At 53.4% G+C, this 26499-nt stretch carries 21 protein-coding genes; 16 read left to right on the top strand and 5 right to left on the bottom strand.

Annotated features, from left to right (window positions below):
• Positions 1 to 33 precede the first annotated feature (33 nt).
• Positions 34 to 963 carry a LysR substrate-binding domain-containing protein gene (locus JYB63_RS08740; RefSeq protein WP_205657473.1) on the bottom strand — a complete coding sequence of 310 codons (930 nt, stop codon included), beginning with the start codon at positions 961 to 963 and terminating at the stop codon, positions 34 to 36.
• 149 nt (positions 964 to 1112) lie between these two features.
• On the opposite strand from JYB63_RS08740, the gene JYB63_RS08745 reads away from it, so the two are divergent.
• The 5 genes from JYB63_RS08745 (at position 1113) to JYB63_RS08765 (ending at position 5960) form a co-directional block, all read left to right on the top strand.
• Complete coding sequence (locus tag JYB63_RS08745; RefSeq protein WP_205657474.1) at positions 1113 to 1481, top strand: RidA family protein; 369 nt, start codon at positions 1113 to 1115, stop codon at positions 1479 to 1481.
• Positions 1482 to 1542: 61 nt separating this feature from the next.
• A complete protein-coding gene (locus JYB63_RS08750; protein ID WP_243431882.1) occupies positions 1543 to 2550 on the top strand; it encodes a TRAP transporter substrate-binding protein in 1008 nt (335 codons plus the stop codon).
• Between the two features lie 166 nt (positions 2551 to 2716).
• Positions 2717 to 3295, top strand: a complete 579-nt coding sequence (locus tag JYB63_RS08755; RefSeq protein ID WP_205657475.1) for a TRAP transporter small permease — start codon at positions 2717 to 2719, stop codon at positions 3293 to 3295.
• A gap of 3 nt (positions 3296 to 3298) precedes the next feature.
• Complete coding sequence (locus tag JYB63_RS08760; protein WP_205657476.1) at positions 3299 to 4609, top strand: TRAP transporter large permease; 1311 nt, start codon at positions 3299 to 3301, stop codon at positions 4607 to 4609.
• A gap of 97 nt (positions 4610 to 4706) precedes the next feature.
• The gene (locus JYB63_RS08765; RefSeq protein WP_205657477.1) at positions 4707 to 5960 is read left to right on the top strand and encodes an NAD(P)/FAD-dependent oxidoreductase; all 1254 of its coding nucleotides are present in this window, start codon (positions 4707 to 4709) and stop codon (positions 5958 to 5960) included.
• Between the two features lie 5 nt (positions 5961 to 5965).
• Here the strand turns inward: JYB63_RS08765 and JYB63_RS08770 are convergent, their stop codons facing one another.
• The 3 genes from JYB63_RS08770 to JYB63_RS08780 all read right to left on the bottom strand — a co-directional run bounded on the left by JYB63_RS08770 (position 5966) and on the right by JYB63_RS08780 (position 10820).
• Positions 5966 to 6718, bottom strand: a complete 753-nt coding sequence (locus JYB63_RS08770) for a glycerophosphoryl diester phosphodiesterase (RefSeq protein WP_205657478.1) — start codon at positions 6716 to 6718, stop codon at positions 5966 to 5968.
• Between the two features lie 176 nt (positions 6719 to 6894).
• Complete coding sequence (locus JYB63_RS08775) at positions 6895 to 7665, bottom strand: PP2C family protein-serine/threonine phosphatase (RefSeq protein WP_205657479.1); 771 nt, start codon at positions 7663 to 7665, stop codon at positions 6895 to 6897.
• 281 nt (positions 7666 to 7946) lie between these two features.
• Positions 7947 to 10820 (bottom strand): DUF2339 domain-containing protein, encoded by a 2874-nt coding sequence (locus JYB63_RS08780; protein ID WP_205657480.1) that lies wholly within the window; start codon positions 10818 to 10820, stop codon positions 7947 to 7949.
• A gap of 723 nt (positions 10821 to 11543) precedes the next feature.
• Between JYB63_RS08780 and glyA the strand changes: the two genes are divergently transcribed.
• The 9 genes from glyA to JYB63_RS08825 all read left to right on the top strand — a co-directional run bounded on the left by glyA (position 11544) and on the right by JYB63_RS08825 (position 22028).
• The gene (glyA, locus tag JYB63_RS08785; RefSeq protein WP_205657481.1) at positions 11544 to 12809 is read left to right on the top strand and encodes a serine hydroxymethyltransferase; all 1266 of its coding nucleotides are present in this window, start codon (positions 11544 to 11546) and stop codon (positions 12807 to 12809) included.
• Between the two features lie 108 nt (positions 12810 to 12917).
• Positions 12918 to 14171: a sarcosine oxidase subunit beta family protein gene (locus tag JYB63_RS08790; RefSeq protein ID WP_205657482.1), complete on the top strand. Its 1254-nt coding sequence runs from the start codon at positions 12918 to 12920 to the stop codon at positions 14169 to 14171.
• Between the two features lie 15 nt (positions 14172 to 14186).
• Entirely contained in the window at positions 14187 to 14474 is a 288-nt protein-coding gene (locus JYB63_RS08795; RefSeq protein WP_205657483.1) for a sarcosine oxidase subunit delta, read from the top strand.
• Between the two features lie 11 nt (positions 14475 to 14485).
• The gene (locus JYB63_RS08800; RefSeq protein WP_205657484.1) at positions 14486 to 17506 is read left to right on the top strand and encodes a sarcosine oxidase subunit alpha; all 3021 of its coding nucleotides are present in this window, start codon (positions 14486 to 14488) and stop codon (positions 17504 to 17506) included.
• A complete protein-coding gene (locus JYB63_RS08805; protein ID WP_205657485.1) occupies positions 17499 to 18143 on the top strand; it encodes a sarcosine oxidase subunit gamma in 645 nt (214 codons plus the stop codon). Before JYB63_RS08800 ends, JYB63_RS08805 begins: the two co-directional genes overlap by 8 nt.
• Before the next feature lie 719 nt (positions 18144 to 18862).
• Positions 18863 to 20464: a methyl-accepting chemotaxis protein gene (locus JYB63_RS08810; RefSeq protein ID WP_205657486.1), complete on the top strand. Its 1602-nt coding sequence runs from the start codon at positions 18863 to 18865 to the stop codon at positions 20462 to 20464.
• Between the two features lie 77 nt (positions 20465 to 20541).
• Positions 20542 to 20934, top strand: coding sequence for a hypothetical protein (locus JYB63_RS08815; RefSeq protein ID WP_205657487.1), 393 nt, complete (start codon positions 20542 to 20544; stop codon positions 20932 to 20934).
• A gap of 10 nt (positions 20935 to 20944) precedes the next feature.
• Positions 20945 to 21394 (top strand): NUDIX domain-containing protein, encoded by a 450-nt coding sequence (locus tag JYB63_RS08820; RefSeq protein ID WP_205657488.1) that lies wholly within the window; start codon positions 20945 to 20947, stop codon positions 21392 to 21394.
• A gap of 1 nt (position 21395) precedes the next feature.
• Entirely contained in the window at positions 21396 to 22028 is a 633-nt protein-coding gene (locus tag JYB63_RS08825; protein WP_205657489.1) for a LysE family translocator, read from the top strand.
• Between the two features lies 1 nt (position 22029).
• On the opposite strand, the gene JYB63_RS08830 is transcribed toward JYB63_RS08825, so the two are convergent.
• Positions 22030 to 23001 carry a TDT family transporter gene (locus tag JYB63_RS08830; RefSeq protein ID WP_205657490.1) on the bottom strand — a complete coding sequence of 324 codons (972 nt, stop codon included), beginning with the start codon at positions 22999 to 23001 and terminating at the stop codon, positions 22030 to 22032.
• 94 nt (positions 23002 to 23095) lie between these two features.
• Here JYB63_RS08830 and JYB63_RS08835 point away from each other — a divergent pair, with 94 nt between their 5' ends.
• Complete coding sequence (locus JYB63_RS08835; protein ID WP_205657491.1) at positions 23096 to 23998, top strand: LysR family transcriptional regulator; 903 nt, start codon at positions 23096 to 23098, stop codon at positions 23996 to 23998.
• A gap of 432 nt (positions 23999 to 24430) precedes the next feature.
• Positions 24431 to 26431: a methyl-accepting chemotaxis protein gene (locus JYB63_RS08840; protein ID WP_205657492.1), complete on the top strand. Its 2001-nt coding sequence runs from the start codon at positions 24431 to 24433 to the stop codon at positions 26429 to 26431.
• Positions 26432 to 26499 lie beyond the last annotated feature (68 nt).

Consider the following 26499-nt stretch of genomic DNA (forward strand, 5'->3'; position numbering starts at 1 on the left):
GCGTAAAAAAACACCGGCTTATGCCGGTGTTTTTTATTTCAGATCGATATCCTCATGACTGATTATTTCCATATCAGTGATACCTTCTGCCAATTGTTCAAAGCAGTGTATAAATTCCTCTGCCAGTGCCGAAATCTGCTTGTTTACAGGGGTAATAAAGGCGAAGTAGAAGGGAATATCGGGCCGGAAGTTCAGGCTCTTACCGCCGCTTTCGGTAAAAATACTGGCGGTAAAAGGGTCAATAATCGATACCCCCAGACCTTCCTTAACCAGCGCCTGCACGGTAATGAACATTGGCGTTTCAATCGACTGCCGGGGGTGAATATGTTTCGCCTGCAATGCCGCATCGATCCGGTAACGGGTTAACGGATTCTGTTCGCCGATGGTCACAAAATCCTGTTCGTGGAGATCTTCCGCGATGATTTCCTGGCGGTCTGCGTAGGGATGATCTGCGTTACAGATAAACCGGCAGTGGGTGCGATAACAACGGTGAAATGTCAGTTCACGGGCATCGACCGGGAGCATCACAATGCCCAGATCAAACTGCTGAGAACCGACCATTTTCGCGACATTCACCGAAGATCCCGGCGTAAGGGTTAAAGAAACATCTTCCCGGGTTTGCATGAAATTACTCACTACCCGCGGCAATACACTGTATGCCAGTGCGGGCATGGCGGCGATCCGTAAGCGGCCGGTACGCAGGGTTCTGATTTGCTCAACACTCTGGGCCAGCTGATCCATGCCCATGAAGTGGCGTTTGACTTCCTGATAGAGAGATTCTGCCTCGGGGGTGGGAAACAGCCTGCTGCTGCGGCGTTCGAACAGTGCAAAACCACAGCGGTCTTCCAGGTCTTTAATCAGGCGGGTTACGGCAGGCTGAGAGATATAGAGCATTTTTGCCGCGCCAACTGTGCTGCCGGAGATCATTACTGCGCGGAATGCGGCTATTTGCTTCACATTCATATGTTTAAACCATCTTTCTCTACCGCCTATAACATTAGCTGATAGATCGATCTTTATATTGTATTGGAAATTATTGACCCTGATTTAAATAATAGCAACGTCACATCGTTGCTCAGCATTTGTACAGCGATGTATCCACGAGATCAGCGATGAAGAGGAATATCAGGGTGTTGCAGCGAATTGGAGTAGGTGAGCGCATGAGCCGGGCAGTTATTCACCAGGGAACGGCGTATTTCTGTGGTCAGGTGCCAAAAGACGAAACTGAGGATATGCAGGGGCAGACCCGTAGTCTGCTGGAAAAAGTTGATGCGTTGCTGGCTGAAGCCGGCAGTGATAAACGCCACATCCTCTCCGTCACCATCTACATCAATGATATGGCGGAGTTTGCTGCCATGAATGCTGTCTGGGATGCCTGGGTTGCCGAAGGGCATGCTCCGGCCCGTGCCTGTGTTGAAGCACAGATGGCGCGCCCCTCCCTGAAGGTTGAAATGTCGGTCATTGCAGCCGTCATAGCCTGATGCTTCCACAACCCGGGAAGCAAGTTCCTGATTTCACAATAAAAACAACTGAGGACATACCATGCGATATTCAATGGCAAAATTAACCAAAGCCGTGGCTCTGACGACGCTGACCCTTGCCGGCAGCCTGACAATGGCGGCGGATAAGTGGGATATGCCAATGGCGTATACCGATTCAAACTTCCACACTCAGAACGGTAAATCTTTTGCCGAAGCAATTGAGGTTGCGACTCAGGGTAAGCTGGATGTGAAAGTGCATGGTGGCGGCTCGCTGTTTAAAGGCAGCGAAATTAAACGGGCAGTTCAGACCGGCCAGGCGCAGATCGGTGAACGTATCCTGTCCAGCCATGCCAATGAAGATGCGGTTTTCGGCTTTGATTCCGTGCCTTTCCTGGCAACCTCTTTTGCCGATTCTGAAACCCTCTGGAAAGCAGCCCGTCCGCATTTTGAGAAGCTGTTAGACAAGCATAATCTGGTGCTGCTGTATTCTGTGCCATGGCCACCGCAGGGAATCTATTCGAAAAAGCCGCTGAACAGTATTGCCGATATGGAAGGGGTTAAGTTCCGCTCATACAGCAATGCAACCGCCCGGCTGGCTGAGCTGGCGAAAGCGATTCCGGTACAGGTGGAAGCATCTGAACTGAGCCAGGCGCTGTCCACCGGCGTGGCAGAGTCGTTCATTTCTTCCGGTGCGACCGGTTATGACCGAAAGGTTTGGGAACAGCTGACCCACCATTATGTTGTGAACGCCTGGTTACCCCGTAACTATATTTTCGTGAATAAACAGGCCTGGAATCAGCTGGACGAAGCTACACAGAATGTTGTCCGTGGCATTTCCCTGATGGCTGAGAAAGCCGGTACTGCCCGCTCTGAACAGCTGACTGGCTGGTATCTGGAACAGCTGGCCTCTAACGGTATGACAGTGACTGAAGCCGGCCCGCAGCTGAAAGCTGACTTTGAAAAGATTGGCGCCACCATGACAGCGGAATGGCTGAAAGATGCCGGCGATGTTGGTCAGGCGATCATTGATGACTACCGTGCCGCGCAGCAGAAGCTGGCGCACAACTGATCCTGAGGGATACTCCAGATTCACTTCACCGTGAATATTGACCGGTGCCGGGTAACGGCCTGAGCACCGGTATTTTTTCCGGTACTTTTTCCAGTAGTTTTTCCGGTATTGGGCTGCCCGCACAGGTTTTACCGTCCGGGTGGCCCTCTTCCCTGAAGGTTCAGTTATGAATACTCAAACCCACACACAGGCAGCAGAATTCTGTGCGCCGGATCTGGCGTCTGTCAGCCCGCTGCGACGTTTTCTGGATGGCCTGTATAACCTTTGCGGCGGCATTGCTGCCGTATTTCTGCTCGCGATTCTGAGCATCATTGTGCTGCAGATGGTAGCCCGCTGGAGCGGTGTCCAGTTTCCGGGATCGGCAAACTATGCCGGTTATTGCATGGCGGCGGCATCGTTTTTCGCCCTTGCTTACACTCTGAACCATGATGCGCATATCCGCGTGACTTTATTTCTTTCCCGCCTGACCGGCTGGCCAAAGCGGCTGGCGGATCTCTGGTGTCTGGGCGTGGCGACTTTCTTTGCGGCGTACATGAGCTGGTTTGCGGTGAAGAATGTGTATATCTCGCACCTGATTCATGACATTTCCCAGGGGCAGGATGCGATGCCGCTGTGGATTCCGCAGTTACCGGTCGCCATTGGCAGCTGCATATTTACGCTGGCGCTGGTGGATCATCTGGTACGGACCCTTCGCGGCGCCGATGACACCTTTAAAGAACAGTTACCGGTGATAATGGAGGATTAACTGATGAATGAAGTACTTGCTACAGGCATCTTCCTGTTTACCTTGTTTTTCCTGCTAGGCAGTGGTGTCTGGATTGGCCTGGCCTTGCTGGGTGTTGCTTATGTGGGCATGGAGCTGTTCACCACCCGTCCGGTGGGTGATGCCATGATCACTGCCATCTGGTCCAGTGCATCGGGCTGGTCACTGACGGCCCTGCCCCTGTTTATCTGGATGGGTGAAATACTCTACCGGACCCGGTTGTCTGAAGATATGTTCCGCGGGCTGGCACCCTGGATGTCGCCATTACCGGGGCGTTTATTGCATACCAATGTGGTCGGTTCCACCATTTTTGCGGCGGTATCCGGCTCATCGGCAGCAACCCTGACAACGGTGGGTAAGATGTCGATTCCTGAGCTGGATAAACGTGGCTATCCGGAATTTATGGTCTTCGGTACGCTGGTAGGTTCGGCAACGCTGGGGCTGATGATACCGCCGTCTCTGACGCTGATTGTATACGGCGTTACGATTAACGAATCGATCTCCAAACTCTTTATGGCAGGGATTCTGCCGGGGTTAACACTGGCCTTGCTGTTCATGGGATATGTGGCGGCATGGTCATTCTTCAAACCGTCTCAGGTACCGCCGGCGGAGCCGGGTATGAGCTTTGCTGAAAGGGTGAAGGAATCCCGTTTTCTGATTCCCGTGATTATCCTCATCGGTGTGGTGATCGGTTCGATTTATACCGGTACAGCCACGGCGACTGAATCGGCGGCTTTCGGTGTGATCGGCGCGTTATCGTTGGCATTTTTCCAGGGCTCCCTGACCCGGGATACCTTTGTTAAAAGCCTCATGGGGGCTACCCGGACCTCCTGCATGATTGCCCTGATTCTCTCCGGCGCAGCGTTTCTTGCACTGGCAATGGGCTTTACCGGTTTGCCGTCGCTGGCTGCTGAATTTATTGCTGGTCTGGAGCTGTCACCGCTGACGCTGATTCTGGCGCTGATGGTGTTTTACATCATCCTTGGCTGCTTTCTGGATGGCATTTCTTCGGTAGTGCTGACCATGGCAGTGGTTGAGCCAATGATCCCGCAGGCGGGGATTGACCTGCTCTGGTTTGGTATCTTCATCGTGGTGGTGGTTGAGATGGCTCAGATCACACCGCCTATCGGTTTTAACCTCTTTGTTCTGCAGGGGATGACGAAGAAATCCATTGGCTATATCGCCCGCTGTGCCTTCCCGATGTTCCTCATCATGGTGCTGATGGTCGGCATACTGATTTTATTCCCGGAGCTGGCCACCTTCCTGCCTGAGAACATGCGTCAGGGGCCGGGTTAACCCGCGCGGATCTCCCCGCCGGTCCGATCAGAACGTGCCTGTTGAACAGGTGTCTGAGCGGGCCGGCTTTTCCGAATAACAGTAGAGAACAGACATTATGAATGCTTTACAAACTGCGCCGCAGGTGACCGTCATCGGTGCCGGCATCGTAGGGATTTGCTGTGCGCTGGCATTACAGAAAAAAGGGTTTCAGGTCCGGGTGGTGGATAAATTTGCCCCCGGTGAAGCGACGTCATTTGGTAATGCGGGGGTATTGGCTGAATGCGGCTGTGTTCCTGTGAATCTGCCGGGCTTTGTGAGCAAGGTGCCGCAGCTGATGCTGGACCCTCAGGGCCCACTGTCTATTTCAGCCGGGTACATGCATCGTATCGCGCCATGGGGAATATCCTTCATGCTGAACAGCCGTCGCAGTAAGTTTGAGCAGGTCGCCGATGCTATGAGCAGCCTGCTGAGCGGTGCCACGGCGCGTCATGTTGCGCTGGCTGCTGAGCACGGTGCATCAGACTGGGTATGTGCCTCGCCTTATTACTATCTGTACCGGGATGAAACGGATTTTATGGCCGACCGTACGGCCTGGCAGGCCCGTGAACAGCGGGGGATAACCTACGATATTCTGCAGGGAGACGGGTTGGCACAGGCTGAGCCGGCCATTGCCGAAGAGTATCGTTATGCCGTGTCATTGCACGGTCACGGGTTTAGCCGTAATCCTGAAAAACTGGTCAAGGCACTGGCAGCCAGCTTTGTGGAAAAAGGCGGCGAGCTTGTGCAGGCGGAAATCCGCGATGTGATTGTTGAGGATAACCAGCCGGTGGGGTTACTGACCCATAAGGGTGTGCTGCCGGTCAGTAAACTGGTGGTGGCGGCAGGTGTCTGGTCCCGTCAGTTGGCGGCCCGTTTTGACCGGGATATTCCACTGCAGTCGGAACGGGGGTATCACGTCGAAGTGCATAACCCCGGGATTTCATTGCAGCAGCCCATTATGTACGCCGCCGGTAAGCTGGTGGCCACGCCGGTGGAAAACGGGATTCGTTTTGCCGGGCTGGTTGAGTTTGCTGAACTGGACAGCCTGCCTGACAGAAATTTCTGTCATCGCCTGCTGTATCATGCCCGGCGTTTGTTCCCAACGATTTGTCTGGATGATTTTACGGAATGGATGGGTAACCGGCCTTCCATGCCGGACAGTCTGCCGGTGATCAGCCGGTCAGAAAATTTTTCAGACGTGTTTTATGCCTTTGGCCATCAGCATATGGGCTTAACGCTAGGGCCGCATACCGGTGAGCTGATTGCCGATCTGGTCAGCGGTGCCCGGCCCGGGGTTGATCTGCAGCCATTCAGTATCAGCCGTTTTTAGACGTTTTACAGCGTGTCGTGGCCGGCGGCAAAAAAGTCCTGTGGATTGTTGCTGATCACAGCGTCGACACCCCAGCTCCAGAGGGATCTGAAGGCTTCAGGATCATTAGCAGTCCAGCAGAAGATCGGGTAACCGGCGTCCTTCACTTCCCGGGTCTGGTTATAACTGAGGTTTTGCCAGTCCAGATGAATGCTGAAGGCGTTCAGTGCCCGGGCCTGATCCAGCCAGTTTTCCGGCAGTTCATCGTACAGCAGACCTAATGGAATCTCAGGGGCAAGCCGGTGAAAACACTCCAGTAATTCGTAACTGAAGCTGGATACAACCAGCCGGGAATAATCGTTAAAGTTGGCTTCCAGTTCAGCAATGATCGGCCGGATGATGTCTTCGGCAGGTACACCGTGATCCTTGATCTCCAGATTCATACCCAAATCCAGCTCGTTGAACAGATCAAGTACCTGACGCAGGGTTGGCACGGGCTCTGCCGGCCAGTCCGGGAAGAGGGCGGCGTTGTTGATAGTGCTCAGTTCAGCTGTGGTCAGGTCATCCAGCGAAGCTTTCCGGTCACTGCAGCGGTCAGTGCTGTTGTCATGGTGGACGACGGTGGTGCCGTCTCCCAGCAGGGAAACGTCCAGTTCGATCCAGCGGGCGCCCAGTTCGGCGGCTTTGCGGAATCCGCCCAGTGTGTTTTCCGGTGCGACGCTGGGGGCGCCCCGGTGGCCCATGATTTTGCTGAAATTAACCGTGACTGACGCTGGCATTTTTTTATTGTCCTGTTTCTTATTGTTCTTAGGGTTAAAGAATCCGGCTTATGGTTGTCTGAAACCGGTTATGAATCAAGACTGTTTTGTCTGAACGGATAAAATCCGGGGGGCGGCGCCTGTCAGTTTCTTGCTAATTTGCCGGTTGGTTATGGTCTGACCCCGTACGGGCAGGGTTATGTGAGTGCGGGTTGATGACTGCGGGGATGCACTTCAATGGCGGTAAACGTTGTATCGTCGTGGCTGAAGTTTGACTGGCAGGTGTGACGGCGCAGGGCGGCAATGACCTGATGTTTGATGGTTTGCGGGCTGGCATCACCATGCTGGTCCAGCAGCTTCATCAGGCGCTCAATGCCAAAGCATTCGCCGTCGGGAGAGGGCGCTTCAATCAGTCCGTCGGTGTACAGGAAAACTTTGTCGCCGGTATCAAAAGGAATATCACACTGGCTGTATTCAGCATCTTCATCAATGGCCAGGGGGCAGTCAGCAATACGCTCAACCAGTGGCAGTTGCAGCTCATGCCAGTTCAGCTCTCCGGCCCGTTTGATCAGCACCGGATGGTGGCCGGCATAGCTGAAATATAAGCGGTCAGTATTGAGGTAATAGGCAATGATGGCGGCCGTGGTCATGGCTTCATAGCCGATATCATTGGCCTGCCGGTTCAGCTGTCGCAGAATATGACTGCCATCTACCATATTCATATTGTCGTGCAGTGCCCGGTACAGCCAGGCGCTGGTGTCGCGGGCGGCTTTGCCGTGGCCCATGACATCGGCGACGACAATGCGGGTCAGTTTATCGGTTGAGCAGACACTGAAATAGTAGATATCGCCACCGCTGTCACCGTCGGCAGCGCTGCTGTAGACACTGGCTTCCACACCGCAGGTGCGGATATCTTCATCGATATTACGGATGCCCCCCCAGACTTCCTTACATTTGATGTCATGCATGCTGTTTTCTCAACGGGTAAGTGGTACAGGCTGCAGTCAATATCCTCAATGATTCTCTCCGGGTAAACAACCGGTCAGGGTCTCATTATGAACAGGGCATCAGCGCACGATGCATTACCTTGCAGTGTAGATGGTAATTTCGCCATGATGCAGATCAGCCGGCAGGCATATTCCGCATTTTAGTGACAGAGCTGCATAGCGGCTGCCTGATTTCCGGGATGCGCACAGTGCCGGTATTCTTTTGAATGCCAGCACTCTTTTGAATGTCGATACTGTCGCTGTCAGATATCAGGGGTGCCCGGGGCTTTCTCTGCAGTGTTGTCTGACGTGTTTTCTGTCTCATCATCTGCCGGTTTTTTCGGCGGTGCCGGTGAGAAATAGCCGACAACCAGTAACAGCAGACCTACCACGATGAAGGATACGATGCGTTCTACCGTGCCGCGGTCAGACAGGTCAAAAATAAACAGCTTGGCAACAACTACGCCCATCAGTGCGGCGCCGATGATCCATATCTGACGTTTTTGCAGCCGGGAAGCGGTGACCATCAGGCTCAGGCCGATGATGGTCCAGCTGACCGACAGGGCCATCTGTACCCGGGCTGAGCCTAACAGACTGTCTGGACGGTAAGGAATGGCGCTGTATACGTGCAGGGTTTTGCACAGCATTACATTGAACCAGATGAAGCAGAATGCTCCGAGCAGATAACCTGCCAGAGATGCGTCAATGTTCAGACTGGCTGTGTTGCGGGTGTTGTTGTACCAGTGCAGGCAGATCAGTAATACCATTAACTGGGCCAGGTCTACCGGGTTCAGTAATGGCAGGTATGGCAGCGGCGCTGGCAGGTTAACCTGAAAGAAGTTACCGATAACGGACCACCAGGCCAGTATCAGCAGCAGGCCGTATGCAGCGACGGTGCTATACGCCAGAGGCCAGCGGTTAAAGGGCCAGCGGGGTCTGAACGTGGTCAGTAACAGCGCCAGGCTGAGGGTGACCACTGGCAGGCTCAGTTTCCAGGCACCGCTCATTTCCCTGTCATTGAGCAGCCAGTAAACCTCAAACGCCAGAATCAGACTGCCCAGCAGGTAGCTGATACTGTGCAGACCGTTTGGCCAGCGCAGGGCAAACCCGCGAAGCTCGCTGCACCGCAGGCCGGTATAAATCACGGTAAAGGCCAGCAACCAGGCGTCAAAGTTATTCAGGCTGAGGAAATGATAGGCCGGGCTGTTCCACAGGTAGGAAATCAGGGTGCTGACGGCGCAGAACAGCAGCGGAATAACCAGTAACCAGGGGGCAAAACTGAACAGTTGCCAGCGCAGCCAGAGCGTTGCCGCCAGCCAGGTCAGCGCTGAGAGGCTGAAAAACAGTACCGCAATACGAACTTCATCAAACCTTCCGAAGGTTTCGGTTTCAATCAGCCCGCCGGCATACCACCAAAGCAGTCCCCAGATCAGGTAACCCACAGCCACCGGTGTACGGATTTTGTCAGCCACAGGGGAGAATGTCAGAGCCGTCCGGCTGAGTAACCAGGCGGTGATAATGCCGGGCAGAGCGACCATGATCATGCTCAGGAAGTGACCGTTCAGGAACGGTGTATCGGCATAGTTATAGTGATAGTCATCCAGCAGCAGTGCGCCACCGGCCAGCTGGATGAGGCAGCCAAAAAGAACCGGCGCCAACCGCTGCTGACGCAGGCCTATCCAGATCAGACCACACCCTTCAACCGCCCAGACGGCTGCGCTCCAGCGGCCGTCCAGTTCAAATGCAATGCTCAGTGTGGCGAATACCACACCGATGGCGAGGAAGGCTTCTGCCAGCAGACGCATCTGAAGACGCTGCCACAGAAATCTGGTCAGCAGCAGATATACCAGCGCCATCACCAGCGCGCTGAGGCTGAGGCCATGTTCAAAGTCACTGACCATGCTGGCCTGTAAACTGAAGGCTGCGACCGGCAGACCAAACACCAGACTGCCGTCGATCAGGCCCCGCAGTTTTGGCGGTTGTTTGGTGGCAAACAGCACGGCGATGGTCAGGTAAATGAGGAAGAAAATAATCAGAAAGGGTTCGACGCTGGCGAACATGTCCGGGCGGTAACGGTCCACGCCCCACAGCAGACTGATGGCAAAGGTAAAGTAAAAACCGGTGACGTTCAGTAGCCGCCAGGATTTCAGCCAGGCAACCGCAAAAATTGCCAGATTCAGCACGCTGTAATAACTGAACAGCGCCACATAGTTACCGCTGCCGGTGGAGGCCAGTACCGGTGCTGCAAAACCGCCGGTGATCGCGGTCACGGCCAGGGCTTTGGAGTTCTGTATCACCGCCAGTGACATGCCCAGAATGCTCAGCAGGATCAGCAGTGGGAAGGCCAGCCCGGCGCCAATAATGGCGTACATTTTGAAACTGGCAAAGCTCAGCAAGTACAGAATTGCAATGGCTCCGCCCTGCATCATCAGGCCGTAATCCGGCCGTTTCAGGCGCAGTTTCCAGCCAATGGCCAGCATGATCATTGCGCCGATGGCGGCGGCTGTGAGGCGGAATTCGATGGGTAACAGGGCATTGTCGATGGAGTATTTCACCAGGAAGGAAATGCCGAAAAACAACACGATGATGCCAATCCGGATACTTAGGTTGCCCTGGGTGAAATAGTTAACAATCCCCTGTTGTATCCGGGTAAATATATTCCCCTGTTGCGGTACATCTGCGGCGGGGGTGGTTGCTGCCGTGGCGATATTTTCAGCCGGTGGCCGGGGTTGTCCGGTCCACGGATCTGCGGCTTCAGTTGTTTCGGTCAGGGGTTGTGCAGGCGTTGTTTCTGTCACGATGACCGGCGTGGCGTCAGGTGTTTTCGGCGTGACGGTAATGTTGTGGACAGGTGCGGGAGCGGGTTCATCCAGAATAACCGGTGTGGTGGCCGGCTCAGTATTTGCGGTCTGCTGAGCGGCTTCTGCCTGATCTGCTGTGTGCGGGGCAGGCTCAGGGCGGGTGTGCTGTTGTTCTGCTGTCAGTCTGACAACATGCTGTTCCAGGGTTTTGATCCGCTTGCTCTGCTGTAACAGGCTGGCAAATAAATAGCCGATGAGTGCGCCGATGACGGCACCGGGAATTTCCAGCATTAACAGCCCCAGTACGGCGCCGCTGATCAGCAGTATCCAAAGCATCGTTATTCATCCTGTTTAACGGTTTTATCCTGCGAGCGTCGATCAATATACCATTTCAGATAGCGGCTGGGGGATTTTCCCCTTGCAAGCTGTTGTTATGTCGATTGAATCTGTTCATGTGAACCGGGGAAATATTCATACATAAGGATGAGATTTTGCGTATTTTCCCGGTGGCAACCGCTATAATTATGCCGCGCTGTGAGTAGGGTCTCAGCGCAAACCTGAATGGTCAGGTTCAGAGCGTTTACGGTAACTGCTTAATTACCGTAAAGCGGTTCTTTTAGGATCTTTGAGTGGTGAAAACTGGCAATTTTGCTCCGATTAATTGTCGTATTTTATCCATACCGGAGGTTCTGCCACTAAGGCCATTTGCTTCGGAACTGTCCCTGAATATGTTTTGCCGTGTTTGATCCGGTGCTGCAAACCCTTCGTACTGCCCCGTGACAGAGGGCGTTACGGCGGGTGTCGTAAATTCGCACCCGGGCGACGTGTACAAGCATATGTTGAGGCGTGAGGGCGTTAATATTGGCAGCATTGGGAGTTGTCTTCGATGTCCTACCACTGATGCTACGCAGATTATGCTGTGTTTATCTCCCGAAAGTCGCCGAATTGCTCAGCCATGAGCAGGGGACAATAAGAATAAATTAAAATTTGAGACGTATTCATTTCGCTGAAGCGAAAGGTGCTCTCTATGTTACTCGGCTGTAAGGCTAGGAGACTTCAATGTTTACAAAAAATGACCAGATTCAGGGTTATGATGATGTTGTTTGGGCGGCGATTGAGAAAGAGACTCAGCGTCAGGAAAATCACATCGAACTGATTGCTTCAGAAAACTACACCAGCCCACGCGTTATGCAGGCTCAGGGTTCTTCTCTGACTAACAAGTACGCTGAAGGTTACCCTGAGAAGCGTTATTACGGTGGTTGTGAGTACGTTGACGTTGTTGAACAGGCAGCGATCGAACGTGCTAAAGAACTGTTTGGTGCTGACTACGCGAACGTACAGCCACACTCCGGTTCTCAGGCAAACGCTGCTGTTTACATGGCGCTGTGCGAGCCGGGCGACACTGTTCTGGGTATGAGCCTGGCACACGGTGGTCACCTGACTCACGGTTCTCACGTAAACTTCTCCGGTAAAATCTACAAAGCAGTTCAGTACGGTCTGAACGAGCAGACTGGCGAAATCGACTACGATGAAGTTGAAGCGCTGGCAATGGAACACAAGCCTAAGATGATCGTGGCTGGTTTCTCTGCTTACTCCGGTGTTGTTGACTGGGCGCGTTTCCGCGAAATCGCTGACAAATCTGGCGCTTACCTGTTTGTTGATATGGCACACGTTGCCGGTCTGGTTGCTGCTGGCGAATACCCTAACCCGGTTCCTTACGCTGACGTTGCAACTACAACGACTCACAAAACTCTGCGTGGTCCACGTGGCGGTCTGATCGTTGCCAAGTCTAACCCTGATCTGGAGAAGAAGCTGAACGGTGCTGTTTTCCCGGGTGGCCAGGGTGGTCCTCTGATGCACATCATCGCGGCGAAAGCGGTTGCTTTCAAAGAGGCGCTGGAGCCAAGCTTCAAAGCTTACCAGCAGCAGGTTAAGAAGAACGCTTCTGCGATGGCTGAAGTATTCATCGAGCGTGGCTACGAAGTTGTTTCCGGCGGTACGCAGAACCACCTGTTCCTGCTGAGCCTGATCAAACAGGGTCTGACCGGTAAAGATGCAGATGCTGCTCTGGGCCGTGCTCACATCACTGTGAACAAGAACGCTGTTCCTAACGACCCACAGTCTCCATTCGTAACTTCTGGTCTGCGTATCGGTTCTCCGGTAGTGACTACCCGTGGTTTCGGTGAAGCTGAATGTCGTGAACTGACTGGCTGGATCGCTGATCTGCTGGACGTTCTGAACCAGCCTGAAGCGCTGGAAAAAGAAATTATTGAAGTTCAGGGTAAAGTAGAAGCTCTGTGCGCTAAATTCCCAGCGTACAAGTAAGCTCTTTTTACTCTTCATGCCGGCTCCTGTTCTGGAGCCGGTTTTGTAATCTAAGAGGCCTGGCGCAGATCCCTGCGACCGACCAGGCAACAAATCGGAGCTGATGATATGCAGCATTATTCAGGTTTCGGGCTGTTTAAGCACAGCTTGAGTCACCACGAGAATTGGCAGCGCGCCTGGCGCAACCCTACGCCAAAGAAGAAGTATGACGTCATCATTATCGGTGGTGGTGGTCATGGTCTGGCGACGGCTTATTACCTGGCGAAGAACCACAATGTGACCAACGTAGCGGTTATCGAGAAGGGTTATCTGGGTGGTGGTAACACCGCACGTAACACCACTATCGTACGTTCTAACTACCTGTGGGACGAAGCAGCTCACCTGTATGAGCACGCCATGAAGTTGTGGGAAGGTCTGTCACAGGATCTGAACTACAACGTAATGTTCTCCCAGCGTGGTGTACTGAACCTGGGTCATACCCTGCAGGATATGCGTGATATCGAACGCCGGGTAAATGCTAACCGTCTGAACGGCATTGATGGTGAAGTGGTTGATCCGCAAACCATTAAAGAAATCGTGCCACACATGGACTGCTCTGATAATGCCCGTTACCCGATCATGGGTGCTTCCTGGCAGCCACGCGGCGGTGTAGCCCGTCACGATGCTGTTGCATGGGGCTTTGCCCGTGGTGCGGACTCCTTCGGTGTTGATCTGATTCAGCAGACCGAAGTGCAGGACCTGATTATTGAAGATGGCACCATTGTTGGCGTGAAGACCAACCGCTACGGTGACATCATGGCAGACCGCGTAGGGTCTGTTGTAGCCGGTAACTCCGGTGTGGTTGCCAAGATGGCCGGCTTCGAGCTGCCACTGGAATCTCACCCGTTGCAGGCAATGGTATCCGAGCCGATCAAGCCGATCCTGGATACAGTTGTAATGTCTAACCACGTACACGGTTACTGCAGCCAGTCCGATAAGGGCGACCTGGTAATCGGTGCGGGTATCGACGGCTATGTTGGTTACGGCCAGCGTGGTTCTTTCCCGACTATCGAGCACACTATGCAGGCGATCGTTGAGATGTTCCCAATTTTCAGCCGGGTACGTCTGAACCGTCAGTGGGGCGGTATCGTAGATACCTGTCCGGATGCCTGTCCGCTGATTACCGAAACGCCTGTGAAGAACCTGTTCTTCAACTGTGGCTGGGGTACCGGTGGCTTCAAGGCGACACCGGGTGCGGGTCATGTCTTTGCTGACATGCTGGCCAACGGTGAAGCAAACGAAATGGCGAAGCCGTTCAGCATGTACCGTTTCCATAACGGCGCACTGATTGATGAGCACGGCGCTGCCGGTGTTGCGCACTAAGGGGAGAGAACTGACATGTTATATATCTACTGCCCGCATTGTGGCGAGCACCGCGAAGAAGAAGAGTTTCACCCGAAAGGTCAGGCGCACATTGCGCGTCCGTTAGATCCGGATAACTGCACCGATAAAGAATGGGGTGAGTACCTGTATTTCCGTAAGAACCCACGTGGTCTGCACCACGAACTGTGGGTACACGCTGCCGGTTGTCGTAAGTTCTTCAACATGACCCGCGACACCGTGACATACGAAATTAAAGAAGTTTACAAGATTGGCGAACAGCCATCTGTAGTTGCTGACAGTTAAGGAGCGGATTCATGACACAGCAAAACCGCCTCCAGTCCGGAGGACGAATCGACCGTTCCAAGTCCTTAACCTTTTCCTACAATGGTCAGGAATTTAAAGGTTACCAGGGCGACACACTGGCATCTGCGATGCTGGCGAACGGCATCGACGTAATTGGTCGTAGTTTTAAGTACAGCCGCCCGCGTGGTATCGTTGCTGCCGGTGCTGAAGAGCCGAATGCGGTAATGCAGCTGGGTGCGACTGAAGCAACTCAGGTACCTAACGTACGTGCTACTCAGCAGGAACTGTTCCACGGTCTGGTGAGCAAGTCGACTAACGGCTGGCCGAACGTAGACACCGATATCATGAGCCTGCTGGGCAAGGTCGGTGGCAAGATGATGCCTCCTGGCTTCTACTACAAGACCTTCATGTATCCGCAGTCTATGTGGGATACCTATGAGAACCTGATCCGTAAAGCAGCCGGTTTAGGCCGTTCGCCGCTGGAAACTGATCCGGATACATACGACAAGGTTAACCAGCACTGCGACATCATGATTGTCGGTGCCGGCCCTGCGGGTCTGGCTGCTGCACAAACTGCTGCACGCAGTGGTGCCAGCGTCATCATCGCTGACGAACAGAGCGAATTCGGTGGCAGCCTGCTGAGCAGCAAAGAACTGCTGAACGGCAAGCCAGCCGGTGACTGGGTTGCTGAAGTTGTTGCTGAGCTGGAAGCGGCTGACAATGTGCTGGTACTGCCACGTTCTACTGTGAACGGCTACCACGATCACAACTTCCTGACGATCCACGAGCGCCGTACTGACCACATCGGTGATCTGGCGCCTGCCGGTCAGGTGCGTCAGCGTCTGCACCGTGTCCGTGCTAAGTGGGTTGTTCTGGCAACCGGTGCGCACGAGCGTCCGCTGGTATTCGCGAATAACGACGTACCAGGCTGCATGGTTGCGAATGCGGTATCTACTTACATCAACCGCTACGGCGTTGTACCGGGTAAAGAGCTGGTACTGATGACCACCAACGATAACGGCTACCAGGCTGCTATCGACTGGGCGGAAGCCGGCCGTAAAGTTGTTGCAATTGTCGATACCCGTCAGTCACCTGCCGGTGACCGTATCGATGCTGCCCGTAAGCTGGGTATCAACATCATTACCGGTTCTGCAGTGATTGAAGTGCAGGGCAGCAAGCGTGTTACCGGTGTCAGCGTTGCGCCAATCAGCAGCGATGGCAGCATGGTAAGCGGTTCTGTTCAGCGTCTGAGCGTGGACACTGTTGCCAGCTCCGGTGGCTGGAGCCCGGTTATTCACCTGTCCTGCCACACTGGCAGCCGTCCGGTATGGAATGAAGAAATCGTTGGCTTCCTGCCTGGCCCGACTGTTCAGAAGCAGCTGGTTGCCGGTGGTATCAACGGTAGCTACGCGACCGGTAAAGCGATGGGTGAAGGTGTTGAAGCCGCAAACAGCGCGATTGCTTCCCTGAACCTGGATGCTGTATCTGTTGACCTGCCAACCACTGAAGAAGTGGCTGAAGGTCCTGTACAGACACTGTTCCACATCCCTCACACTAAGCCGACTTCAGCTGCACCTAAGCAGTTTGTTGACTACCAGAACGATGTAACTGCATCGGGTATCGAACTGGCGTGTCGTGAAGGTTATGAGTCTATCGAGCACGTTAAGCGTTACACCGCAATGGGCTTCGGTACTGACCAGGGTAAGCTGGGTAACATCAACGGTATGGCGATTGCAGCGAAGACGCTGAACAAGAGCATCCCGGAAACCGGTACGACTATTTTCCGTCCTAACTACACACCGGTAACTTTCGGTGCGCTGGTTGGACGTGACTGTGGTGAGCTGTTTGATCCTGAGCGCTACACCGCGATGCACAAGTGGCACCTGGAAAACGGCGCCAAGTTTGAGGACGTAGGTCAGTGGAAACGTCCATGGTACTTCCCGAAAGCGGGTGAGACCATGCAGGAAGCGCTGAACCGTGAATGTCTGGCGACCCGTGAGAGCGTCGGTATTCTGGATGCATCCACACTGGGTAAAATTGATATTCAGGGTAAAGATGCCCGTGAATTCCTGGGCCGTGTTTACACCAACCCATGGGCCAAGCTGGCGGTCGGTAAGTGCCGTTACGGTCTGATGTGTGGTGAAGACGGTATGGTCTTCGATGACGGTGTAACTACCTGTCTGGGTGAGAACCATTTCCTGATGACCACCACTTCCGGTGGTGCGGCACGGGTATATGAGTGGCTGGAACTGTATCATCAGACTGAATGGCCTGAGCTGGAAGTTTACTTCAACACAGTAACCGATCACTGGGCGACCATGACGATTTCCGGTCCGAACAGTCGTAAGCTGCTGGAAGAAGTCTGCACCGATATTGATCTGTCTAACGAAGCCTTCAGCTTCATGGACTGGAAAGCGGGTACGGTTGCAGGTGTTCCTGCACGGGTATTCCGGATTTCCTTCACCGGTGAACTGTCTTACGAGATTAACGTTCAGGCGAACTACGGTCTGCAGGTTTGGGAAAAACTGTTCGAGCACGGTGAGAAGTACAACCTGACGCCTTACGGTACTGAAACCATGCACATTCTGCGTGCAGAGAAAGGTTTCATCATCGCCGGTCAGGATACTGATGGTTCTGTTCACCCGCACGATCTGGGTATGAGCTGGTGCGTATCTGACAAGAAGCCGTTCAGCTATATCGGTAAGCGCGGTATGAAGCGTGAAGACTGTGTCCGTGAAAACCGTAAGCAACTGGTGGGTCTGAAGACTAAAGATCCGATGGTTGTTATTCCGGAAGGTTCGCAGGGTGTGTTTGATAAGAATGCGCCAATCCCGATGCCAATGGTTGGTCACGTAACGTCCAGCTACTACAGTGCCGTTCTGGGCCACAGCATTGCCATGGGCTTTGTGAAAGGTGGTCTGAACCGTATGGGCGAAACCGTTTACTATCCACAGGCGGATGGTAGTGTCATTGAGGCTGAAATTTGCAGCCCGATCTTCCTTGATCCTAAAGGGGAGCGTCAGAATGTCTGATAACGAAGTATTTGCAGCGGTTATGAACCAGCTGCCGGATGCCAGCATCCCAGGTTACTCGCCGCTACATCACGCGGATCTGGAAACACTGGCTAAGCAAGGCCCACAGCAGGGCGGTGTTCACCTGCGTGAACACGCACTGTTAGGTCACCTGGTATTGCGCTGCAACCCTGAAAACCCGGAGCACCTGGCGGGTGTTGAGCGGGTTCTGGGCGTGGCGCTGCCGTTAGAGCCGCTGTCTTCAGTAACCGAAGGCAACGTTACTGTAATGTGGACCTCTCCGGATGAGTGGATAGTCATCGTTCCGGGTCTGGAAGCGTTTGATTACGAAACTAAGTTCCGTGCAGAAATGTCCGGTCACTACTCGCTGGTTAACGTCAGCGGTGGTCAGACGCTGGTGGAAGTATCCGGTGCTAACGCTGTGGATATGCTGAAGAAGTCCTGTCCGCTGGATTTCAATGCTAAGAAGTTCCCGGTGGGTAAAGTAGCCGGTACTGTATTCGCCAAAGCAGGTGCTGTTGTGCGCCGTACCGGTGAAGACCGTTTTGAGCTGATTATCCGTCGCAGCTTCGCTGACTACCTGTGGCTGTGGCTGCAGGACGCCAGCCGTGAGTACGGACTGGTGATCGAAGCGTAACAGGCTTTAGTTGCTGCTAAAGAAATGCCGGGCTGTTCAGCCCGGCATTTTTGTTTGTGGTGGATTATCCGCCGCAGCTTCGCACTTTTCAGAAGAGCTTTGCCTGTGGCTGTGGCTCTGATTGTGATGACAGTACGCCAGCCGTGAGTACGGACGACTCATATTTAAAGAGCACCGAAGCGTAATACTCTTCAGTTTCGCTGCTAAAGAAATGCCGGGCTATTCAGCCCGGCATTTTTGTTTCTAAAGCTGATCATTCATCGCAGCTTCGCACTTTCCAGCAGAGCTTTGCCTGCGGCTGTGGCTGCATGACGCCAGTCGTGAGTACGGACTACTCATATTTAAAGAGCACCGAAGCGTAAAGGCTTTAGTTGCTGCTAAAGAAATGCCGGGCTGCTTATTTTGATATAAGTGCCCGGCATTTTTGTTTGTGGCGGATTATCCGTGGCTGTCTCGTACTATTTCTGAGACTAAGGTAGGAATCAGAGGGCCTTTGCTCCTCAATCTGAGATAAAAGGGGCAATCACGTGCTTGATAAGGCTTTTGACTCTGGGGTAGCGTAGTGCCGGGCTTTCAGATACGGCTACAGACAGCCGTCACTTATCGCGTTTTGCACGCTGCATTCTTCGTTACATGACGCGGAATCAGGGATGAGTCTGAAGCCTGTATCAGAACAAGAAACTACTATGCTGTCGCAAAGCTAAGAGGTCGGACAAAGAATGTATAGCCATATTGCAGGTGGAATCGACAAAGCGCTAAGGGCCTTGGGGGCTAAAACCCTGAACGCTCAGTTTATGTTGTCTTATGCGTTAATTTTCTTACTGGCAGCAACCGCTGCTGTTTCCCTGTACATGAGTATGGCGATTAATCCGGAAACGATTAATGACGCCGGCCGCCAGCGTATGCTGAGCCAGCGGATAGCCAAAGAAGCCTTGCTGGTCGCGGCGGGTGTTGAACAGCAGACCGCACTGGCGAGTACGATCCAGTTATTTGAAAGCTCTCACCGGACAATTCTGGATGGTGACAAAAGCCGCGGCATGAATCCGATTACAGATCCTGCCATTGTTGCTCAGATGCAGCATGTCGAAGGCCTGTGGAAAAGTTATAAAGCCGTCATTAATCAGCATGTGGCGAACCCGGGTGAGCAGACCCTGAAGCAGATACAGCAACAATCGCCGGTGGTGCTGAAAGAGATGAATAAAGCGGTAGGTATGATGACCACCGCAGCCAATGAAACGGTCAGAACTCAGTTACTGATTGCTTTTGTCTGCATCATCGTGATTCTGGTACTGGTGGTGCTGGGCCGTCAGTTTGGTCTGACCATGCTGATGAACAACATTGAGCGTCTGCGTAAACGTATGTCTGAAGTGGGTAACGGCGACTTCTCCCACCGCTTTAACGTTGACCATGTGGATAACGAAGTAGGCCAGCTGTTTAATTCCTATAACGAGATGCTGGAACATGCCAGTGAGTTACTGGATGTAGTGCAGCGTGTATCTGCGAACACCGAAAATCATATGGAAGAAATGATCCGCCTGACCAATGCGGCGGATGAAGGTGTAGCCCGTCAGTATGAAGATATCGAACTGGTTGCCACTGCCATGACTGAAATGGCAGCGACGGTGCAGGAAGTGGCCAGTAACACCAATGAAGCAGAGAAAGCAGCCAGCACCACCGGTGAACAGGCTAAACATGGTGGCGATGTGGTTAGCCAGGCGGATGCTCAGGTTCAGCAGATGCTGCAAAGTATTCAGCGTACCTCTGAACAGATTCAGCAGCTGAAAGATGAAACCATTGAAGTGGGTAAAGTGACTTCCGTGATTGATGACATTGCGGAACAGACCAACCTGCTGGCGCTGAATGCTGCGATTGAAGCGGCCCGTGCCGGTGATCAGGGCCGTGGTTTTGCGGTAGTGGCAGATGAGGTCCGCACCCTGGCGCAGCGCACTCAGGAATCCACAACACAGATCCAGAACATTGTGGGTGAACTGCAGCGGATGGCTGAGCAGTCAGTAACCACGATGGAAGAGAATAATCAGTTGGCCCAGCGCAGCAGTGAGCTGTCGGTTGCGGCAGCGGATTCCCTGCGGGAGATTATCTCCTCTACGGATACCATTTCTTCAATGAACGTGATGATCTCCAGCGCGACGGATCAGCAAAGCAGCGTGGCGAATGACATTGATCAGCGGGTGGTGAATATCACCAATGTAGCGGCGGAAACCAAGACTGAAACTCAGATGGTGGTAACAGCGATTCAGGAGGTTCGTGAGAATCTGCAGGAACTGAATCAGCTGACCCAGCGGTTTAAGTTACGCAACTGACCGATACTTGCTGTTATAGTTAAAAAAGCCGGACTCTGATCCGGCTTTTTACATTCTGAACCGCTGGAGTTTTCCGGATGACAGATAAACAGGCAAGGCAGTGTTTCGTTCGCCAGAGTAGTTTTGATGAATTGCTGGATGATCTGACCCCTGCACAGCAGACAATATGCACAGTGCTCCGTCAGCAGGTGCTGGCATTGCCGGAATTCCTCAGTGAAGTGGTCTGGCGGGCGCAAAAACGCGTAACCTATGGATTAATTAGGGGCGATGCCGCGGTGGCGGACAATTTTGCCTATATCAGTATTGATCATGAGGTCCGCCTGGGATTTTATTATGCCGGGGCGCTGGATGATCCGGCAGGATTGCTCAGCGATCAGGGAACTGTGGTGATAGCCAATAGTAAAACAGGGACGCAAGCGGCGCTGGCTGATTTGCTGATGGCAGCCCTGTTACAGAGGAAACATGCGTGAGGAGATGCTTGTGAGCACTGCTTTATTGCCGGATTTATCGGCGGCCTGCGACTGTGTGGTGTTTTTACTGGTGCGTGATGGTCAGATGCTGCTGGAAAAACGCGCCATGCATAAAACATCCGGGCCGGGGCTGCACAGCATTCCCGGTGGTCATGTTGAGTCCGGGGAGAGTTGTGAGCAGGCGTTGTTACGGGAAATGCAGGAAGAGCTGGGGGTACAGCCCTTACGCTGGCAGCATTTCTGTACCCTGTATTATCAGACCGCAGAGTTACAGCGTAATCATTATTATCTGGTGGATGACTGGCAGGGGGATATTCAGTGCTTCGAGGCGGAGTCTCTGCACTGGGTTGGCCTGGATGAAACTGAACGGCTGGATGTGCAGGAGGACCGAATGGCCCTGCAAGCCTGCCGGCAACTGATGGCAACCGTGCGTGGTGCCGGTACCGCAAAGGAGACATAACATGGAACTGATGGTTTCACTGATGCTGATTGCAGGTGCGCTGCTGCTGGGAGCGATGAGCCCGGGGCCGAGCTTTATCGTGGTGGCCCGTGCAGCGGTCAGTCGCAGCCGTCGGACGGCGCTGGCGACTGCCGTGGGTGTTGGGGTCGGCGGTCTGATATTTGCTGTGCTGGCGTTATTGGGGCTGCAGGCGGTGCTGCAGAGTGTGCCGCAGCTGTATTTACTGCTGAAGGTTCTGGGTGGCGGTTATTTGTTGTATCTGGGCTGGAATATCTGCCGGGGAGCCGCCCGGCCATTGCAGGTTCAGACAGGCACCGCGAATCAGGATCGCTCTTCATGGCTGAAAGCATTTGCCACCGGCCTGCTGACGCAGCTGAGTAATCCGAAAACCGCACTGGTGTTCAGCAGTATTTTTGCAGCACTGTTGCCGGCAGAGCAGCCCGGGTGGTTTTCGGCGCTATTGTTAGTGGTGGTGGGAACACTGGAAATAGGCTGGTACTGCCTGATGGCGCTGGTGCTGTCAGCTCCGGTGTCACAGCAGGGCTATTTGCGGGGTAAGCGCTACTTTGACCGTATTGCCGCCGCCATGATGGGCGCGCTGGGCGTCAGGTTGCTGACGCACAGCGGGAGCTGAATTAAACCGCCGCCTGAGGTTTGGCAGGCTTTGGTAGGTAGTGCATGACGTAGCGCAGTGCTACATAACTGACCACTGCAGTGGCGATCCACAATTCCGCCTGAGCAATCATTTCTACCTGCCGGGTCAGTGTTGCATCAATATTCCGTTCGGCCAGGAAGCCTGCTGTTTTGAACAGCGCGGTTGCGCCGATCACCACCGGGAAGGTGAAGGCCGCATATGCGGGGCTGAACGGCAACCGCAGCAGTACAAAGAAGGCGATATAGACCACGGCAGTCATCAGCAGGGCGATGCCCAGCATGAAGAGTACAAACAGCATGGACGGCTCCGGAGTCAGGGCCAGATAGCCGGCCAGACACAGGTTAGGCGGCGCTGCCAGAATGGCGATGGTTGGTTTGGCTGTATCCATCACCGCTTCACTGAATATCAGCCGGAACAGCATCAGCGGAACCATGATCAGATAGGTGATGATCCCGAACTGCAGTAGCAGGTCTGCGGTAAACATGCAGCTTTCACCGGGACAGGTCAGCGCGCCGACAACCAGACCCACCGGTGGTACAAACCAGCTGGGCAGCATGTGTGAAATGTGAAACCGCTTTGCCCGGTTGGCAATGAAGATCAGTAAAAATCCTACATGCATGGCAATGGCGGAATACCAGATAAAGATTCCCAGGGTTTCATCCAGCATGCCCAAAGTTTTGCTGATCACCATCCAGGTCATCGCCAGTGTCGGTATGACCGAACCGACCACCGGATGGGCCAGTTCATTCCAGAGCACTGCCGGATTGAGCAGGAATTTTGCCAGCAGGGTCAGGGCGATCAGCATGGCAATATAGGCTGCACCGGTCTGCACCAGGCCGCCGGCAGGCATCATGGAAGTTTCCCAGCACCATCCAAGGCTGGCAATGCCCAGGGCAAGGCCGGCAGCAGGGGTAGGGAAAGTCGCTAAGCGATGACGGGTTGCAGTAACCATGAGAAGTGTCCGGTTAAATTTAAGTTGCAACCATCATAGCCCGCTGGCTAGTATTAATAATATCTAAACATTTTCTACCTAAGGTTTTAATATTTTGAACATTAATGCACTGACGCTGAAGCAGTTACGGGCCTTCACCAGCGTTGCCCGGCTGGGCACGCTGACGGCGGCAGCAGAGGAATTGTCGCTGACTAAAGGCGCGCTTTCAGTGGCTCTGCATGAGCTGGAAAAGCAGCTGGGCCATCCGTTGTTTGATCGGGTTAAAAACCGTCTGGTGATGAATGCTTACGGGCAGCAGCTGCGGCCTCTGGCGGATGAGTTGTTACAGCGAACCATGACCATTGAGAGTCTGTTTGGACAGGGGAACCTGGCCGGTACCCTGCATATTGGCGCCAGTTACACCGTGGGTGAACACTTACTGCCAATGCTGGTGGGTAACTTTATGCAGCGCCATGAATGCCAGCGGCCGCATCTGATTGTGGAAAATACTTCGCACCTTTGTCAGCTATTGGAAAGTTATGAGCTGGATCTGGCGTTGGTGGAAGGGCAGGTCAACTCTCCGTTGCTGACGGCCCGCCCCTGGTTGCAGGATCAGATGCTGGTGGTGGCGGCCCCCGGCCATCCGCTGGCACAGCAGGCTGACTTACCGCTTAGCGCGCTGGAAGGTGAGAACTGGGTGGTGCGGGAAGCGTTTTCCGGTACCCGCGAACAGTTTGACCGCCGGCTGGCACCGCTGCTGGATAACTGGCAGCTGGGGCTGGAATTTAACACCAATACTGCGGTGATCAGTGCCGTGGCCAGTGGCATCGGGCTGGGATTTATTTCTGATCTTGCAGCGGCGGATGCGCTTTGCTGCGGGCGGATTGTACGGCTTGATCTGCAGCAGAACTGGACCCGGCAGTTACAGCTGGTATGTGCGGCAGATAAATATCAGACCCCGCTGATGGGGACTTTCATGGATTATGCATTGCAGTGGCAGGGCTTGCAGAATGGCTGATCCGGACAGTGATCAGGGCGGCGACTGCGCTGCCGAACTCCCTGGAAAGTGTTCCTTTTTATGCGGTTTCAGGCAATAAGTTGTCTGATTGCGACGCATACACAAAGTAAGTAGTAAAGCCCGGTGAATTGCTTGTATTGATTCTGCTGCGACTTTAGGCTGATTTGCAGCATGTAGTGAGTATTTCAATCGAAATAGTTCTCTGCTATGCCCTTGAGGTAAAGGAAAGACGCAGTGCAATACAACAGGAAATAAACTGGCAGATCCCGTTACAGGCGGATTCTGAGGTGCCGCCATCCGGATTATCATCCGGCTGGTAATCAGATCACTCCGATACAGGTTCAGGTAGGTTAAAGCACGCTCAAGGTACTGATTTTTTAGAGGGAAAAAGTCAGGTATTTAACCCCGTCGTGAGTCTGACAGGAGAGAAGAATGTTTTTTATTCGTAATCTGCCGATACGTGTAAAGATGACGCTGCTGGTGCTGATACCACTGCTGCTGAGCATCAGTTACATTGCACGGGATCTGTACGGCAACTATGAGATCTACAAGGTTTTAGAGCAGGCTGAAGAAGTTTCAGAAGTCGCTTTTGTAGGTGCTCAGCTGGTACATGAGTTACAGAAAGAACGTGGTCTGACCACGGTGCACGTAGATACCAAGGGCAAAACAGACACAGCACCGATACGGGCTCAACGACAGTCAGTTGATAACAAAATTACCGAGTTTCAGGCCATTCTTAAGGCGGATGAAGCATCCATTATCAGCAACGGCCTGAAATCCAAAACCGATCTTGTAATTGAACAGCTTGCGACCCTTGGGGAGTTCCGCAGCCGGGTAGACCAGGTGGCGCAGGTGAAGATGAAGCTCAAAGAGTCTTTCACCTTCTACAACGATTTGAACCGTTCCCTGTTGGGTATTACCGCAGCTCTTTCCAGCTCTGCTAATGACACCGAGATCAGCCGTTTAGCCTCCGCGTATTATTACCTGCTGCAATATAAAGAAGCCGGTGGTCAGGAACGGGCGATGCTGGCAATTACCTTCGGTAAAGATAAGTTCAAGCCGTCTTCTATCCGTAAGAGTTTTAATCAGAATCTGGTGGCGCAGGAGTTCTACCTGTCGACCTTCAAAGAGTTTGCACCTGAGTCAGACATCACATTACTCAATGACACCCTGGTTGGCCCCAGTGTCGATAAAGTGGCTGAGCTGCGGGAGCTGGCAACCTATCAGAGCCGCAGCTTTGGGGTAGAACCGAAGGTCTGGGTGGATGCATCCACTGACCGGATTAACCTGCTGTATGATTTTGAACAGCAGATTGAAGCCAACCTGCATGCCGCAATTGAGACTAAAATTGATGCTCAGGTTGCCTGGCTGAGCACTCTGGTTGGTATTGCCGCGGTGGCGCTGTTGCTGACCATCCTGCTGAGTGTTTATCTGGTGCGGCTGATCATTAAGCAGATCAACCTGATTTCTTTTGCAGTGAACCGTATCAGTCAGCATTCCGATCTGACCCATGTGTGTGAAGCAATCAGCACCGATGAGCTGGGCGGTCTGGCCAATGAATTTAACCAGATGACCTCACACCTGAGCCAGCTGACCCGCAGTGTCAGCGGCGCGACTGAGCAGATTACCAGTGCCGTGGGTGGCATGCAGTCGATCTCTACCCAGGTGGATGACCGGGTCAGTGAAGGTATGCGCGAAACCGACAGCATTGCTGTATCGGTGCAGGAAATGTCTTCTTCGGTGATGGAAGTGTCTGAAAACTGTAATCAGGCGGCGGAGCAGTCTAAGCATGCGGTTGAAGCGGCCAACGAAGGCAGCACCCGGGTTAATGACGCCAATCAGGCCATGGGTGATCTGAACGAGCATATTAACCGCGCGGTAACCGTGATCAACCAGGTGGCGGACGACAGCAGCGAAATCGGCGGCATTCTGGATGTGATTAAGAGCATTGCCCAGCAGACAAACCTGCTGGCGCTGAATGCGGCCATCGAGGCTGCCCGGGCAGGCGAACAGGGCCGCGGCTTTGCGGTTGTAGCCGATGAGGTTCGCAACCTGGCACAGAAGACACAGCAGTCCACTGAGCAGATTGAAACCATGATCGAACAGCTGCAAAGCGGTAGTACGGAAGCGGTTAAGACCATGGAGCAGAGCCATCAGCGCACCACTGCCACCATGGAAACGGTGACGTCGATTCAGGATCAGCTGGAAAATATCATTAAGCAGGTAACCCTGGTGAATGATATGAACCTGCAGAACGCCGCTGCCACTGAGGAGCAGAGTGCGACGGTGAATGAGATCAACCGTAACATCGGTATGATTCAGGAGCAGTACAACAATACCAACGCTTCTGTCAGTGATCTGCGTGAGACTACTGAATCCATGCACAGCCTGTCTGATCAGCTGAGCGGTGAAGTGAGTCGCTTTAAGATCTGATAACCCTCAGGCTCTATATGCAACCAATAAAAAACCGCGCCATGGCGCGGTTTTTTTGTGGGCGGTGG

This window comes from Aliamphritea spongicola (assembly GCF_017051665.1).
GTDB lineage: Bacteria > Pseudomonadota > Gammaproteobacteria > Pseudomonadales > Balneatricaceae > Amphritea > Amphritea spongicola.